General features: G+C 62.9%; 16 protein-coding genes. 9 read left to right on the plus strand and 7 right to left on the minus strand.

The annotated features are described in order from the left end of the window. Positions 1 to 8 precede the first annotated feature (8 nt). Both AABA34_RS05200 and AABA34_RS05205 read left to right on the plus strand, forming a co-directional pair. Positions 9 to 995, plus strand: a complete 987-nt coding sequence (locus AABA34_RS05200; RefSeq protein ID WP_338304186.1) for a DMT family transporter — start codon at positions 9 to 11, stop codon at positions 993 to 995. Then, positions 992 to 1,285, plus strand: coding sequence for a GIY-YIG nuclease family protein (locus AABA34_RS05205; protein WP_338304187.1), 294 nt, complete (start codon positions 992 to 994; stop codon positions 1,283 to 1,285). The genes AABA34_RS05200 and AABA34_RS05205 overlap by 4 nt, the downstream gene beginning before the upstream one ends. A 100-nt stretch (positions 1,286 to 1,385) precedes the next feature. On the opposite strand, the gene AABA34_RS05210 is transcribed toward AABA34_RS05205, so the two are convergent. After that, positions 1,386 to 1,676, minus strand: coding sequence for a hypothetical protein (locus AABA34_RS05210; protein ID WP_338304188.1), 291 nt, complete (start codon positions 1,674 to 1,676; stop codon positions 1,386 to 1,388). Between the two features lie 4 nt (positions 1,677 to 1,680). After that, positions 1,681 to 2,682, minus strand: coding sequence for a quinolinate synthase NadA (gene nadA, locus AABA34_RS05215; protein ID WP_338304189.1), 1,002 nt, complete (start codon positions 2,680 to 2,682; stop codon positions 1,681 to 1,683). A 104-nt stretch (positions 2,683 to 2,786) separates the two neighbouring features. Between nadA and AABA34_RS05220 the strand changes: the two genes are divergently transcribed. Then, on the plus strand, positions 2,787 to 4,394 hold the full coding sequence (locus AABA34_RS05220) for a class I adenylate-forming enzyme family protein (RefSeq protein WP_338304190.1): 1,608 nt from the start codon (positions 2,787 to 2,789) through the stop codon (positions 4,392 to 4,394). A 28-nt stretch (positions 4,395 to 4,422) separates the two neighbouring features. Here AABA34_RS05220 and AABA34_RS05225 read toward each other — a convergent pair whose 3' ends face one another. After that, positions 4,423 to 5,205: a hypothetical protein gene (locus AABA34_RS05225; RefSeq protein ID WP_338304191.1), complete on the minus strand. Its 783-nt coding sequence runs from the start codon at positions 5,203 to 5,205 to the stop codon at positions 4,423 to 4,425. A 61-nt stretch (positions 5,206 to 5,266) separates the two neighbouring features. Then, positions 5,267 to 6,145 carry an MBL fold metallo-hydrolase gene (locus AABA34_RS05230; RefSeq protein ID WP_338304192.1) on the minus strand — a complete coding sequence of 293 codons (879 nt, stop codon included), beginning with the start codon at positions 6,143 to 6,145 and terminating at the stop codon, positions 5,267 to 5,269. A gap of 57 nt (positions 6,146 to 6,202) precedes the next feature. Between AABA34_RS05230 and glpK the strand changes: the two genes are divergently transcribed. After that, on the plus strand, positions 6,203 to 7,672 hold the full coding sequence (glpK, locus tag AABA34_RS05235; protein ID WP_338304193.1) for a glycerol kinase GlpK: 1,470 nt from the start codon (positions 6,203 to 6,205) through the stop codon (positions 7,670 to 7,672). Here glpK and AABA34_RS05240 read toward each other — a convergent pair. Together AABA34_RS05240 and AABA34_RS05245 are read right to left on the minus strand one after the other, a co-directional pair. Further along, positions 7,669 to 8,121 (minus strand): DUF1465 family protein, encoded by a 453-nt coding sequence (locus AABA34_RS05240; protein WP_338304194.1) that lies wholly within the window; start codon positions 8,119 to 8,121, stop codon positions 7,669 to 7,671. The genes glpK and AABA34_RS05240 overlap by 4 nt on opposite strands. Positions 8,122 to 8,309: 188 nt before the next feature. Next, complete coding sequence (locus tag AABA34_RS05245) at positions 8,310 to 8,507, minus strand: YdcH family protein (protein WP_034952023.1); 198 nt, start codon at positions 8,505 to 8,507, stop codon at positions 8,310 to 8,312. Between the two features lie 290 nt (positions 8,508 to 8,797). Between AABA34_RS05245 and AABA34_RS05250 the strand changes: the two genes are divergently transcribed. The 5 genes from AABA34_RS05250 (at position 8,798) to tilS (ending at position 14,563) form a co-directional block, all read left to right on the plus strand. Continuing rightward, positions 8,798 to 8,977, plus strand: a complete 180-nt coding sequence (locus AABA34_RS05250; protein ID WP_034952025.1) for a DUF465 domain-containing protein — start codon at positions 8,798 to 8,800, stop codon at positions 8,975 to 8,977. Positions 8,978 to 9,062: 85 nt separating this feature from the next. Then, positions 9,063 to 11,345 carry a phosphoenolpyruvate--protein phosphotransferase gene (gene ptsP, locus AABA34_RS05255; RefSeq protein WP_338304695.1) on the plus strand — a complete coding sequence of 761 codons (2,283 nt, stop codon included), beginning with the start codon at positions 9,063 to 9,065 and terminating at the stop codon, positions 11,343 to 11,345. Positions 11,346 to 11,494: 149 nt separating this feature from the next. Further along, a complete protein-coding gene (locus tag AABA34_RS05260) occupies positions 11,495 to 12,349 on the plus strand; it encodes a helix-turn-helix domain-containing protein (RefSeq protein WP_338304195.1) in 855 nt (284 codons plus the stop codon). 168 nt (positions 12,350 to 12,517) lie between these two features. Continuing rightward, positions 12,518 to 13,495 carry a tetratricopeptide repeat protein gene (locus AABA34_RS05265; protein WP_445083761.1) on the plus strand — a complete coding sequence of 326 codons (978 nt, stop codon included), beginning with the start codon at positions 12,518 to 12,520 and terminating at the stop codon, positions 13,493 to 13,495. Positions 13,496 to 13,606: 111 nt separating this feature from the next. Beyond that, entirely contained in the window at positions 13,607 to 14,563 is a 957-nt protein-coding gene (gene tilS / locus AABA34_RS05270; protein WP_338304197.1) for a tRNA lysidine(34) synthetase TilS, read from the plus strand. Positions 14,564 to 14,581: 18 nt separating this feature from the next. On the opposite strand, the gene AABA34_RS05275 is transcribed toward tilS, so the two are convergent. After that, positions 14,582 to 15,466: a L,D-transpeptidase family protein gene (locus AABA34_RS05275; protein ID WP_338304198.1), complete on the minus strand. Its 885-nt coding sequence runs from the start codon at positions 15,464 to 15,466 to the stop codon at positions 14,582 to 14,584. Positions 15,467 to 15,532 lie beyond the last annotated feature (66 nt).

Here is a 15,532-nt window from a genome sequence, read left to right on the forward strand (position 1 = left end):
GCGCAAGGATGGAAAATGAGGGGGCCACCCAAGAAAAGCTGTTCAACGTAAAGGCGGCGCTTTTGCTGGCGGCGTTGCTTGGCGGCAATTTCGCGCTGGCGCTGGGGCCCTGGCTGGTCCGGCTGACCGATACCGGACCGGTAAGCGCGGCGTTCTGGCGGCTGTTTCTGGCGCTGCCGTTCCTCGTGCTGTTTGCGCGGTTTGCGGGGCAACGCCTGACGGGGATGCCGCGCCGCACCTATGCGCTGGTGGCGGTGGGGGCGTTGGCCTTTGCCGGGGATCTGGCCAGCTGGCACATTGGGATCGGGATGACGCGGCTTGGCAATGCGACGCTGTTCGGCAATGCCGGGTCGATCATCCTTTTGTTCTGGGGCTTCATCATCGCGCGCATGCTGCCGCGCGGGCTGGAATGGCTGGCGATCGTATGCGCGCTGGCCGGGGCAGGAATATTGCTGGGCCGCAGCCTCGAAATTTCGGCCGAGACTTTCGCCGGGGACCTGTTCTGCATCACCGCCGGATTGCTTTACGCGGTCTATCTGCTGACGCTTCAGGGCGAAAGAGCACGCTTCGGATCGTGGAGCCTGCTGGTGTGGGTCAGCATATTCGCCGCGCCCGCGCTACTGATGCTGGCGATTGCGCTGGGCGAGCCGGTGTGGCCGACCGACTGGACCCCGGTGGTGGTGCTGTTCATCACCAGCCAGCTGATCGGGCAGGGGCTGCTGGTCTATTCGCTCGGCCACTTCCCCCCGCTGATCATCGGGCTTGCGCTACTGACCCAGCCCGCGATTGCGGCAGTGATCGGGTGGAGCGTGTTTGGCGAAGTGCTGAGCGGCCTCGACATCGCCGGAATGGTGCTGCTGGGCAGTGCGCTGGTGGTGGCGCGGGCAACAACGAGGAAGGCGGGGCCGGGGATGGTCACAACGTCAATCCAGCCCTCCCCGCCACCCCAGCGAAAGCTGGGGTCTCTGGCCCCCGGCGACGAGGCCAATCAATGAAGCGAGGCGGTCATGTCTATATCATGACCAACAAGCGATATGGCGTGCTCTACATCGGTGTCACCGCCGACCTTGCGGCACGCGTTGCCCAACATCGCGAAGGGACAGGTGGCGCGTTCACGTCGAAATACAAATGCAACTGTCTCGTTTACGTCGAAGAGTTTGCAACCATCGACGAAGCTATCGCCCGTGAAAAAGCAATGAAGGCGTGGAAGCGCGAATGGAAGATCGAAGCGATTGAGAAGCAGAACCCGTCTTGGGATGATCTCTATCTCAAACTGCTTTCCTAGCCGCCAGAGACCCCAGCTTTCGCTGGGGTGACGACGAGGGCTGACGTGACGATCAAAAGAACACGTCATGCCAGCGAAAGCTGGCATCTAGGGCAATTGTTCAAGAACCCATCTGAAACCAAGTCATGCCGCTGTTTGCAATTTCTTCGGGGAGGCGATCCAACTCCGAAATCTGATCGAGATACATCGTCGGATTGGGCTCGCCATCGCATCGTTGCCCTAGCAGCGGTTTGAGTTCCGCTTTGATAAGTTCAACGGCAGCGGCTTCGGCCGCCGCTTGGGATTCGCGTTCAATAATTCGGTTGGCGAAGAATCCTAAAGGCCCCTCCGCCCCGTCGATAAGGCGCGAAGGAAAATTGGCCCCTTCAATTATGACTGAATAGACGGGCACCGCCTCAATCCCCCTTGAACGGCACCTTGCCCAGATCGCCCATGCCCACTGTGCCGCTGGCCATTTCCAGCATCCGGTCGAGGCTCTTTTTCGCTTTCAGGCGGATGTCTTCCTCGATCTCGATGCGCGGTTCCAGATCGCGCAGGGCGGTGTACATCTTCTCCATGGTGTTCAATGCCATGTAGGGGCAGATGTTGCAGTTGCAGTTGCCGTCCCCGCCGGGCGCGCCGATGAAGGTTTTTTCCGGCAGCGCCTTTTCCATCTGGTGCATGATGTGCGGCTCGGTCGCGACGATCAGCGTATCGCCCGGAAACTCCTTAGCGAATTTCAATATGCCGCTGGTCGATCCGACGTAATCGGCGTGGTCGATGATCGCGGGCGGGCATTCCGGGTGCGCGGCCACGGGTGCGCCGGGGTGCTGCTCTTTCAGTTTCAGCAGCTCGGTTTCGCTGAAGGCTTCGTGGACGATGCACACGCCCGGCCACAGCAACATTTCGCGGTTGAACTTGCGCGACAGCCAGCCGCCAAGGTGGCGATCGGGGCCGAAGATGATCTTCTGCTCGGGCGGGATCTGCGACAGGATCGTTTCCGCGCTGGAGCTGGTGACGATCACGTCGGACAGCGCTTTCACCTCGGTCGAGCAGTTGATGTAGGTCAGCGCGATGTGATCGGGGTGCGCTTCGCGGAAAGCCTTGAACTTTTCGGGCGGGCAGCTGTCTTCGAGGCTGCATCCGGCGTCCATGTCGGGCAGCACCACGATCTTGTCGGGCGACAGGATTTTCGCCGTGTCAGCCATGAACTTGACCCCGCAGAACAGGATCACGTCGGCGTCGGTTTCCGCCGCCTTGCGCGACAGCTCCAGACTGTCGCCGACGAAATCGGCAATGTCCTGAATATCCGGGGTCTGGTAATAATGCGCGAGGATCACGGCGTTGCGTTCCTTGCGCAGCCGGTTGATCTCGGCCAGCAAATCGTCGCCGGCGGGAACTTTGGTTTCAATGCTCATGCGTGATCCCCGATAATCATCTTGCGCCCGACATAGGGATTGATGCGCCAGAATTCGAGCAATTTTCGTGCCTCCTGTGGTAGCGTGCTTGGGGGGAGAGCGAGATGTACCAACTGAACCTTACGCGCGCCTATTGCCCGGCGCAGGCCGATACACCCTATAGCGAACGGACCATCGAAGAGGTCCTGCGTGAACAGGCGGCGGTGCGTCCCACGGAGAAAGCCCTGCGCGAACTGCTTGCCGACGGAACCATCGGACGCGAATGGAGCTATTCGCAGCTGCTCGGTGATGCGGAACGATGCGGGCGGGCGCTGGCCGCGCGGCACCCGGCGGGGACGCGGATCGCGATCATGGGCGGCAATTGCCCGGAATGGGTGCTGGTCCAGCTGGGAGCGGCGATGGCGGGGCTGACGCTGGTGACAGTCAACCCCTCGTTCCTTGCCCGCGAAGTGCGGTACGTGCTCGAACAATCCGGGTCGGGCGCGGTCTATTACCAGCCCAATGTCCGGGGCAGCGCGCTGCGCCCGATTGTCGATGAAGCGGCGGCGGGCCTGCCGGCGCATGATCACGTCATCGACATCACCGATCACGCCGAGCTGTTTGCGGGTGAAGGCGATGGAGTGCTGCGCCCTACCAAGCCGCACGACATCGTGATGATCCAGTACACTTCGGGAACCACGGGCTTTCCCAAAGGCGTATTGCTGCACCAGCACGGCCTGGTCCAAAGCAATTTCGATGTGTTCACGCGGTGGAACCTTGCCCCTGGCAAGACTGTGATGTGTCCTTTCCCGCTGTTTCATACCGCCGGCAGCGCGGTGTGCGTGCTCGGCACGATCGCGCACGGCGCCACCTTGCTGCTGGTATCTGTGTTCGATCCGGGTGCGGTGGCAAAGGCGATCGAACGGGAACAACCCGAAGTGCTGGGCGGGGTCGCCACGATGATCTTTGCCATCATCGAAGCCGCGCGATCCACCGGCACCGACGTGTCGAGTGTCGAAACCGTGATCAGCGGGGGTGCGACGGTCCAGCCTGCGCTGAACAAGGCGGCGCAGGACACCTTCGGCGTGCCGATCCTGATCGTCTATGGCCAGACCGAAACCTCGCCCGCGATCACTGCCGCATGGCCGGGCGACACCGGCGCGGAATTGGTCGAAACGATCGGTCAGCCGTGCAGCCATATGGAAGTGTCAATCCGCTCTCCCAAGGACAATTCGGTGTGCGCCGTGGAGGAGCAGGGCGAAATCTGCATGCGCGGATACAACATGATGGTGGGCTATAACGACAATCCGAAAGCGACCGCCGAAACGATTGATGCCGACGGGTGGCTGCACACTGGCGATCTCGGCAGCATGAGCGCGCGCGGTTATGTGAAGATCACGGGCCGGGTGAAGGAGATGATCATCCGTGGCGGGGAAAACCTGTTCCCGGCCGAAATCGAAGCCGCGATGCTCGAACATCCCGCCGTCGCCGAGGTCGCGTGTGCAGGGGTGCCGGACGACAAATGGGGCGAAATCGTCGCCTGCTTCATGCGGTTGGCGGAAGGGGCTGCACGGCCCACGGATGACGAATTGAAAGCGCATGTGCGCGCCCGATTGTCCCCGCAAAAGACCCCGGCGCATTGGGTGTGGATGCAGCAATTCCCGCTGACGGGTTCTGGAAAGATTCAAAAATTCCAGCTGGCGGAGGACTTTGCAAAGGGGCGGATCGAATAGCGAATGGCTCCGCCCCTCGCGGCCGGGGTCACATTGTGAAACCGTCGGGCAGGAAGGGCTCCATCGGGCGTTCGGCACCCGGAGTGCCATCGACGATCCACTCTGTCACGCTGATCCCGAATTGGCTGTATCCGACCACCATCGATACCGCGAAGGTCGCGACATAGGCGCCTAGGCCCCACCAATAGGCGGGATGCACTTCGCCCCGGCTGCGCTTGTCGGCGATTATTCCGATCACCGGCCAAATGAAGGTGACGAGCGTGGTGATGAGCCATGAATTCGGGATCATCAACGGCAGGGGCAGCAATCGACCAAGGCCGGGGCCGGTCAGGATCGCCATCGCGCACAGCATCAGCCTTCGGTGCCATCCCGTATGGCGGCGCTGTTTCAGTGACCAGAACGCGAGCCCGCCAAAGCACCACAGCACAGCGGTGTTGCTCCAGAAAAATTCGCTCTTGTGAAAGAAGAAAGGTCCGCCGTTACGCTGGATGACGACGACCATGATCAACGTGCCTGCCACCAGCATGGCCGGGATCAGCAGATAGGCCGTTTTGCCCAGCCGGGCGTGCAATGCGGAATTGCCGGACCCGATCAGAATATGCTGCGCAAGGTAAAGCGCGACCCATGCGCAAAAGATGATGCCGTGCAGGTGAAACGGCCATGGCACTGCAAAACTGGACCGCCCAAAGCCCAGCTGGACCGAAAAGCCCGCGACGATCACCAGCGACATCAGGATCGCCATCACCGTGAAAAATCGCGTGTCTGAAACCCCGGATTGCGCCTGCGCGCCCAAATTGGCCGATGTTGCCACTGAACCGAACCCCCCGATTTTCTGCACCCGTCGTCAGACTAGGCGCAATCCGAAGCATGGGTCAATCCGAGCGCCAGACCCCGTCCTGTTGCACCGCGAGCCCGCGCTTTTGCAGGTCGATCAGATGCGCGCTGACGCTCATTTCGGCGGCCGGGATAAGGCGTTCATCAAGTCCCTTGTACATGTCGGGGATGAATTCGGAGATGGGCCGCGCACGCTCGCGCATCAGCCGCAGGATCTGGTTTTCGCGCTGGCGGCGATGGCCGATCATGCCGCGCACCAGTTGGCGCGGTTTCTCGATCGCGGCGCCGTGGGCCGAATGGTACACGCGGTCTTCACGCGCCAACAGCTTTTCGAGGCTGGCCAGATAATCGCCCATGTCGCCATCGGGCGGAACCACGACGCTGGTGGACCAGCCCATCACGTGATCGCCGGTGAACAGCGCGCCGCTTTCTTCAAGCGCGAAACACAGGTGATTGGAGGTGTGGCCCGGTGTCGCCACCGCTGTTAGCGTCCACCCGGTCCCGCGCATGGCCTCGCCATCCTCCAGCACCCGGTCAGGCGCGTAAGTGGTGTCGAAGGCTTCATCCGAGCGCGGCAAATCGGTGCTGAGCGAAAGCGGCGCGCAGCCGACCACGGGCGCGCTCGTCAAATCCGCAAGCGGGATGGCGGCGGGGGAATGATCGCGGTGCGTATGCGTGCACATGATCGCGGCGAGCCCGCGCCCGCCAATCGCTGCCATGATTGCGTCGATATGCGCTGCGTCGCTGGGGCCCGGATCGATCACCGCGCAATCCGGCCCGTCGCTCTGCCCGATCACATAGGTCTGCGTGCCCGTAAACGTATAGGGCGAAGGATTAGGCGCGAGCACACGGCGCACCAGCGGTTCCAACTGCTCGGCAAGCCCGGTGGGCCATGGTTTGGGAGGGATTTGGGCCATGCCCTTGCATATGGTGGAGAGGATGGCACATGTCACGCCTCAGAAAAGAGGAGTGTGATGAGCGACTACATTCTAGTCCTTGATGAAGGGACCACGTCCACCCGCGCCATGCTGTTCGCCAGCGACGGGGTGCTTGTCGCCAGCGCGCAGGAAGAACTGACGCAGCATTACCCGCGCTCCGGCTGGGTCGAACATGACGCAACCGAAATCTGGGCCAAGACGCTGGAATGCGCGATGGAGGTGATCCCCAAGGCGGGCGGGGGGGCTTGCGTTGCCGCAATCGGCATCACCAACCAGCGCGAAACCGTTGTCGCATGGGACAAGGCAAGCGGAGAGCCGCTGACCCGCGCCATCGTCTGGCAGGATCGCCGGACTGAGCCGTTCTGCGCGGAATTGCGCGCCGCCGGGCACGAGGCCGAAGTGCAGCGCCGCACCGGCCTGCTGCTCGATCCCTATTTCTCGGGCACCAAGATGCGCTGGATGCTCGACAATGTGCCAGAGGTCAGGGCAGCCGCCGAAATGGGAACGCTCGCCTTTGGCACGGTCGAAAGCTGGCTGATGTTTAAGCTGACCGGCGGCGATCATGTCACCGATGCCAGCAACGCCAGCCGCACGCTGTTGATGGAGCTGGCCGGGGCCGGTTTCGACCACGGGCTGTGCGATCTGTTCGGTGTGCCGCATTCCGCCTTGCCCGGCGTGGTCGACATGTCGGGGGAACTGGGGCTTACGGCCGAAGGGCTGTTCGGACGGCGGATTCCGATCACGGGTCTGGCGGGCGATCAGCAGGCGGCAACCATCGGGCAGGCGTGCCTTGCTCCGGGAGAGACAAAGGCGACCTTCGGCACCGGGGCGTTCGTTCTGACCAATCAGGGTTCGACAATCCCGCAATCTCAAAACCGGATGCTGGGCACCGTGCTGTGCCAGATCGCTGGGCAGCGCAGCTACGCGATCGAAGGGTCGGTGTTTGTCGCGGGCAGTCTTGTGCAATGGCTGCGCGATTCGCTCGGCATTGTCGATGTCGCCAGGCAGACCGAAGAGCTGGCGCGCTCGATTCCGTCGAGCGGCGGGGTCACCATCGTCCCCGCGCTGTCTGGCCTTGGCGCGCCGCACTGGAATGCCGATGCGCGCGGCGTGATCACGGGTTTGAGCTTTTCCAGCGGCAAGGCCGAATTGGCGCGCGCCGCGCTGGAGGCGATGGCGCACCAGACCTATGATCTCGCGCAGGCCTTTGCCGCCGATGGCGCGCCCTGGGGCACTCTGCGGATCGACGGGGGTATGGCGGCCAACGACTGGATGGCGCAGGATTTGGCCGACATGCTGGGATTGACCGTCGAGCGGCCCGGCTTTGTCGAAACCACCGCGCTGGGTGCGGCGATGCTGGCGGCTGCGGGTGCGGGGCTTTACACTGATCTCGACACCGCTGCGCAGGCGATGCGCGGGGATTTGACCGCCTTTAGTCCGGCAATGGATGACGATGTGAGGCAGGAAAGGCTGACGCGCTGGCGTGCCGCCTTGGCTGCGGCCTAGCCCAAGTCTTTCAGACGCCGTTCCAGACGGCTGTGAATCGCGCGTGCAGGCGATGCCATTTCGAAACCGCTGCGCCATGCTTCGTCCAGCCGGGCGATTCGTTGGTGCAGCTTTTCGGTTTCGTCGATCAGCTCTTGCGTTTCCGGCTCAAGCAGCGCGAGCGCAGCCGGATCGGCCTTGCGATCGGGGGGCAGGGTGCCGTGCTGGCGCACCTGACGCTCGCTCAGTTCGCCGGAGAAAAAGGCGCGCTGGTTAAGCAGCCATGCAAGGATGTGCATCATCCTTGTGGTGGTTTTCAGCCCTTCGGTCGAAAGCGCGATGCGCACTTGCGATTCTTCCCCCGCCTCGGGCTCCCGAGTGCCGAGCGCGAAAACGGCGCGCACGTCATCGGCCAGCACCAGTGCTTCGGTGTAAAGCGCCTCGATGATCGGGCGAGAGAGATTCGTCATGCGGGTCATGCCGGTCCGGAGCTATGCGCCATCCGCGGACTTTACCAGCAGCCTATGGTTACTATCCCGGCAGGATTTGACCCCGTCCCGTCCCGGCACATTAACCGTCCACAACTTACGCGTTAGCTCCGTGTCCGCAGCGTCGCCAGACCCGAGGATATCGCACGCCGGATGGCGCGCGCAAAAACTTACGCGATAATATCGGGCAGCAGCGTGTCTTCAATGATCGCGATCTGATCCTTCAGTCGCAATTTGCGCTTTTTCAGGCGGGCGATTTGCAACTGATCGGTCGATCCCGCTTCGGTCAGAGCGGTGATGGCCGCGTCCAGATCGCGGTGTTCGGTGCGCAGCAGTTCTAGACGCTTCTGGAGTTCCTTTTCATCCATTCCGTCGAAACCTGCCTCAAACCGTTTCAGTCAGCGCCACCATGCGGCAAAAACCGCATTGCCGCCATGCCGCATTGCTGTTTGTGCGCATCATATGACGCGCGATCGTTACGCAATGCCCCGCAGTTTCACTAACGCTTCGCCGCAGAATTGCGCAGGGGCACCGATTCACTTTTCCGAAGGGGTTTGCAAGCACTCTCGTTTGTGATCAGATTGTGATCTGCGGCCCGGCCGCTGATGCCGAGTCGCTCCCCGGGGGCAGCCCCCCGCTGATGAAAAGGAGAATGCATATGGCATCGTCACCCGCATCTGGCGCAGCTTCGTCTCACCTGAATGCTCTCCAATCCAAGCACGCCGGCCTCGAAGCCCGTCTGCGCGACGAAATGGCTCGGCCCGTGCCCGATGCGGCCATGATCCAGCAACTCAAGAAGCAGAAACTGAAGCTCAAGGAAGAGATCGCACGCTGTTAGCGGCGTCCGTTTCCCCTTTCTGCGATGAACCGTGTTGCAAGCGGCTTTGCTTTTGCGCGCCTGAAAGTTTAGGTCCATGGCGATCATGAGCGCCGCCGCTTCCGCCCGTCAAATTCTCACCAGCCTGCACGAAGTCATGGCTTCGCGCCTGCACGCGCAGGGCAAGCTGGATTCGGTCGTCGAAATCATCGGCGAAAGCCTGACGAGCGAGGTGTGTTCGATCTACCTTCTGCGTGAAGGGATGCTGGAGTTGTTCGCCACCCGCGGCCTGAACAAGAGCGCGGTGCACGTGACACGCATGGCCATCGGTGAAGGGCTGACCGGAACGATCGCTCACAATATCGAGACGCTCAACCTCGCCGAAGCCAAGGCGCACCCCGACTTCAGCTACCGTCCGGAAACGGGGGAGGAAAAATTCCACTCCTTCGCCGGGGTTCCGATCGTCTACCGCGAGCGTGCGGTTGGCGTGCTGTGCGTGCAGCATGTCGAGCCGCGCCGCTATGAAGAGGTCGAGATCGAAGCACTCCAGACCACGGCAATGGTGCTTTCGGAACTGATCACCAATGCCGATCTGGTGGACGAGGAGGAGGCGCTTGGCCTGACTGCCGCGCAGCAGGGGCCGCAAACCGTCACCGGCCTTTCGCTGGTGAAGGGGCTTGCCGCCGGAGTCGCCGCCTATCACCAGCCGCGCGTCCAGATCACGCAAGTCATGGCCGAGGATGTCGAGGCCGAACGCCAGCGCGTGTATCTCGCCTTTGACAAGATGCGCGAACAGATCGACGGGCTGTCCAACCAGGCCGAATTCGGCATTGGCGGCGAACACGAAGAGGTTCTCGAGACCTACAAGATGTTCGCCTATGACGAAGGCTGGTCGCGGCGCATCAATGAAGCGATCGACAGCGGCCTAACCGCCGAAGCCGCGATCGAACGTGTGCAGCAACACACAAGGATGCGGATGCGCGAGATCGACGATCCGTTGCTGGCAGACCGGATGCACGATCTGGAAGACCTTGCAAACCGGCTTTTGCGCATCGTGTCGGGCCAGCTTGGCACCGCCGCGCAGCAGGGTTTGCGCAAGGACACGATCCTGATCGCCAAGAACCTCGGCCCGGCGGAACTGCTCGAATATGATCGCCGCCGGCTCAAAGGCGTGATCCTTGAGGAAGGATCGCTCACTGCGCACGTCGTGATCGTGGCCCGCGCGATGGGAATTCCCGTTCTGGGCCGCGCCAATCACGGCAAAGGCGGATTGCGCGGGATTGTGCGCGATGGCGATGAAATCCTGCTGGATGCGACCGCCGCAAATGCGACGGTGCGTCCTTCGCCCCAGGTCGCCGATGCCTTTGCCCAGCGTTTCGCCAAGACCAAGGAAAAGCAGGCGGCCTATGCCAGCCTGCGCGATGTCGAGCCCTTCACCCGCTGCGGCACGCGGATTCAGGTGATGATGAATGCGGGGCTGCGCGATGACATGGCCTCGCTGGCGATGACGGGCGCGGACGGGGTGGGTCTGTTCCGCACCGAATTCCAGTTCCTCGTCTCCGCCACCCTGCCGCAGCGCGAACGCCAGCTGAAACTCTACCGCGACGTGCTGGATGCAGCGGGAGACAAGCCGGTGATCTTCCGCACGGTGGACATCGGCGGCGACAAGTCGGTGCCCTATCTCGCCTCGCGCATTGCCGAGAATGACGAGAATCCGGCGATGGGCTGGCGTGCGCTGCGACTGGCGCTGACCCGCGAAGGGTTGATGAAAGCGCAGGCGCGCGCGCTGATCGAAGCGGCGGCGGGCCGTTCGCTTTACGTGATGTTCCCGATGGTGTCCGAGCCGTGGGAATTCGACATGGCCAAGGCGGTTTTCGACGACCAGCTGGCATTCCTGCGCGCCAAGAAGAAGCGCGTGCCCGAGGCGATCCATTTCGGCGCGATGCTCGAAGTTCCGGCGCTTGCAGAAGTGCTCGACCTATTGCTGCCCAAGCTCAGTTTCCTGTCGGTCGGCACCAATGATCTGACACAGTTCCTGTTCGCCGCCGATCGCGGCAATCCCGCGCTTGCCGAACGTTATGACTGGCTCAGCGTGTCGATCATGCGGTTCCTGCGCCGGGTCTCGCAAAGCACCGTCGGCACCAATGTCGATCTGGGCGTGTGCGGCGAAATGGGCGGGCGCAGGCTGGAGGCGCTGGCGCTGCTTGGCATCGGTTTCCGGCGACTTTCGATCACTCCGGCGGCGGTTGGCCCGATCAAGGAACTGGTGCGCAAGGTGGATCTGGCGGAGTTGACCGCAGCGATGAACAGCTGGCTGGCCGAGCCGGGAATCAACCTGCGTCAGGCCTTGACCGATTGGGCGGCGGAGCGCGAAATCGAAGTCGATTGAGCGGCGCAAGCAACCGGTCACCCTTGTCAAAAGGCAATCCGCCTATCGAATCCGTCGATTTTGGAGCTAATCCTTGACAGCGGGTAAGTCGGCAAGCTTCATGGCAATTCACTATAGATACAAAAAACCACGTTAACGTGGACAGGGTCATGGACAGCGAACAGGACAGCACCGGCGAAGAGCCGACCGATCTGATGGAATCGGAGATCGCCAGCATCGGCGACAGGCTGCGCAATGCGCGCGAGGCCAAGCGGCTGGACGTGGCGCATATCGCTGCGGAAACGCGCATTCCCCAACGCCATCTCGAATCGATCGAGGCCGGGAAATTCGATGACCTGCCATCGCGCACCTATGCGATCGGCTTTGCCAAGACTTACGCCCGTGCAGTCGGGATGGACCCCGCCGAAGTGGCCGAGGCCGTGCGCGAGGAGCTGGCCGACGGCCATTCGCGGGCATCTGCTCTGGCCGGCGGAATGGAGCCGGGTGATCCGGCCAAGTTGCCGTCAGCCGGGCTCGCGTGGTTCGGCGCGATTGCGGCGATCATCTTCGCTGTCGGTCTGTTCTTCTTCTACAACACCTATTTTGCCGCCGGGACGGGCCCGGCTCCGCTGATCGCCGAAGCCGAGGAAAGTCCGGCACCCGAACAGGTGCCTACGCAAGCCGGCGCAGCAGGCGATACGGCAACTGCCGCCAGCGCCGCCCCCACCGGAGGCGAAGTCGTCTTCACGGCAACGGGCGAAGGCGCGTGGGTCCGCTTCTATGAAGAGGGCGGGGAACGCCTGTTCGAAGGGGTGATGCAGGAAGGCGATACCTATTCCGTGCCCGCCGACGCCCAGGATCCGCGCCTCAACACCGGGCGGCCCAACCTGCTGACCATCACGATTGGCGGGAAAAGCGTTCCCCCGATCTCCGAAGACATGGTGCCGGTGGCCGATGCCCCTGTATCCGCCGCGGCCCTTCTGGCGCGTACCGATGACAGTGCCAATCGCGCCAGCGCGAACTGATTGATCCGGCTTGCAGCCGATTTTTGCTGCACATTCCCCGGTTTAGTAGCTCTGCGGGGTCGACTTGTCAGTCGGCCTTCGCCAGAGATTCTGCTCACGTTCAGGCGTGCGGCCCGATGATCGGTCACGGATCAGGACGCAAGTAGAAGAGAGGGAGCCAGTCCAGTCATGAACCCTGCCAAACCCTTCAAGAATCAGCCCCTTGCAATCATCGGGCGTTCGGTCCCGGTGCTGGGCGCGTTGGTCGCCGCGGCAGTTGTGGCAACCACGCCGATGCCAGCCGCCGCGCAAGACAATGCCGAAGCGCGCCTGCGCAAGGCCGAGGCCGAAATCCGCGCGCTCCAGCGTGCCGTGTTCCCCGGCGGGGACGGGCGCTTTTTCGAACCGCAGATCACCGCCAACGGGACCGCGACAGGGCCAACCGTTTCGACCGCGCCTTCCACCACGGCGGTGACGGATATTCTCGCCCGGCTCGACGCGCTCGAATTGCAGCTGCAACGGCTGACCGCTCGCAGCGAAGAGACGACCAACACGATTGCCGGACTTGAAGCGCGTGTCGTAGCGCTCGAGACTGCCGCCGCCGCCACGCCTGTGGTGGTTGAGGAAGAAGTACGGAGCGCGACCGACATGGGCCCTGCTGCTGTCACTAGCCGTACCCCTGCAACCGCTCCGGCGCAGCAGACGGCTCCTGCGGCAACCGGGCCAAGCGCCGAACGCGTGGCCGCGGTGCAGGCGATTGCCAAGCCGCAGACCGAAGACGCAGGCGATGACGAATATTCCTATGGCTTCCGCCTGTGGAACGCGGGTTTTTATCCCGAAGCGCGCCAGCAGCTTGCCGCGTTCGTGGAACAGTACCCCAATCATTCCCGGCTGACCTTCGGGCGCAACCTGTTGGGTCGTGCCTTCCTTGACGATGGCATGCCCGAAGAGGCTGCGCGCTGGTTCCTGCGCAACTATCAGGCCGATCGCACCGCCGCGCGGGCGCCCGACAGCCTGCTGTTCCTCGCCGAAGCGATGATCGCGATGGACGATACGCGCCGCGCCTGTATCGCTCTGGCCGAATTCGGGGATACCTATCCGGCGATTGCATCGGGCCGTCTGGCCGATCAATATGCCAGCAACCTCGCCAAGGTGACCTGCCAGTAGGCACGGTGTGATTTGAGCTGGGCGATTTGAGCAGGAAAGGGGGCGCCGATTGATACGCCGATCACCCTGGAACGGATCGATCCGGATCTGATTGCGCGATTTTCGGGCGCGGTGGATACGCTGTGGCCGGAAGACGAACGCGAAGGCCCCTTGGGTCTGGCCGTGTCCGGCGGGCCGGACAGCCTTGCCCTGTTGCTGCTCGGTGCAGCGGCGTTTCCGGGAAGCATCGCTGTTGCCAGCATCGATCATGGCCTCAGAGCCGAAGCCGCAGAGGAAGTCGCTCTGGTGGAGCGGGTTTGCCGCGAACTCGCCGTCCCCTTCACCTCGATAAGGGTGTCGCTGGGGCCGGGCAATCTGCAGGCCCGTGCGCGTGAAGCCCGATATGCGGCGCTGGTTCAATGGGCCGAAGCGGAGGGGCTGGGGGCGGTTGCTACGGCCCATCACGCCGATGATCAGGCGGAGACTTTGCTGATGCGGTTGGCGCGGGGCAGCGGGCTGGCCGGATTGGCCGGCGTTCGGGCGGCGACAGTCATGCCTGCCAGCGAAACCCCGCTCATTCGTCCGCTGCTTGGTTTTCGAAAGCCGGAATTGGCCGCGATTGTTGCGACTTGCGAGATCACCCCCGCGTTTGATCCGTCCAATGAAAATCCCGCATTCGACCGGGTTAGAGTGCGCGAACATCTGGCCGCGCATGACTGGCTTGACCCGCTGGCTCTTGCAGCCAGTGCGGGACATCTGGCCGAGGCCTTGCGCGCGCTCGAATGGTATGCCCAGCTCGACTGGGAGGAGATGGTCGCGCTGGAGGAAGATGAGCCCGTTCCGACCTATCGCTATTACGCCAATGTGCCGCGCGCGATTCAGGTGGAAACGGTCTGCCGGATCGTGGCCGCCTTGGGCGGGCAGGTCAGCCGCAGCGAGGCCGGACGGGCGGCTGACCGGTTGTGGCGGAGCGAAAATGCCTCACTGGGCGGAGTGCTCGCCACTGCCGGAATCGAAAAGGTCGAAAAGATCGGAGTAACCGTGCGCGTCTGGCGCTTTAGTACCGAGCCGCCGCGCAAGACCCACTAGGCCGGGTGAGGCCGTGGGTCAGGACAGGATCTTGTCGCCCACACCCACCATCTTGCCACGGGTGATCACGACGCGATCACCGCGACGCGCGATTTCGAACAGCTTTTCGGCGAAGGGATCAGGCACGCCGATGCAGCCATGCGAGGCATAGCCATTGGCGACGGGCGAACCGTGGATCGCGATGCCGTCCCACGTCAGGCGCAGCGTCCAGGGCATGGGCGCGTTGTTGTACTTCTCGGAAACATTGTCCTTTTCCTTGGTCAGGATCGGGAAAGTGCCGAGCGGGGTCGGGTGATCCTGCGTGCCCAGCAGAGCCACCGCAGTGCCGATTTCATGCCCGTCGCGGAAGACGCTGATCACGCGCGCGTCGAGATCGACGGTGATGACAAGCTTGCCATTGGCGGGTGCGCGGGATTCGTCCCAGAACCATTCGCCGTAACGGATGGTGCCTTCGATCGGCAGGATGCTCTTGATCACGAAAGGATCGTCGGAGACGGCGGTACGGGTCGGCGCAACGGCAGGGGCCGGAAGCGACTGCACCTGCGGGCGCGAGATCATGCGTGCGGCCGGCCCGCGGGCGGGAGCCTCTGCGATTGCGGCAGGATTGACGCTGGCGGCCTGCGGCAGGCTCGGCATGTTGACTTCGCCAACCGTGGGCGGAGGGATCAGCACGACTTCATCGATTGCGATCGCGTAAGATTGCGGCAGGCTGGGGTCGTAAACAAGCGATTCCCCGCCCGTGGTCGGGTCGATGGCGCGGATTTCGTTCTCGGCTTCGGCGGCGACCTGCGCTGCGGCGTTGGCGGCATCTTCAGGCGTGGTCTGCCCGACGGCCAGTGTCGCACCGCCGGCGATCATGGCAAGGCCGATGGCAGCAGCTTTGCGCGCATTGCTGAAGAGCATATCCGAAATCCCCTTTGTCATTGAAAGCAATATGCCGATTCTCCGGCTTAACCGCCAGTGACTATG

The organism is Erythrobacter sp. Dej080120_24, assembly GCF_036322605.1.
Classification (GTDB): domain Bacteria; phylum Pseudomonadota; class Alphaproteobacteria; order Sphingomonadales; family Sphingomonadaceae; genus Erythrobacter; species Erythrobacter aurantius.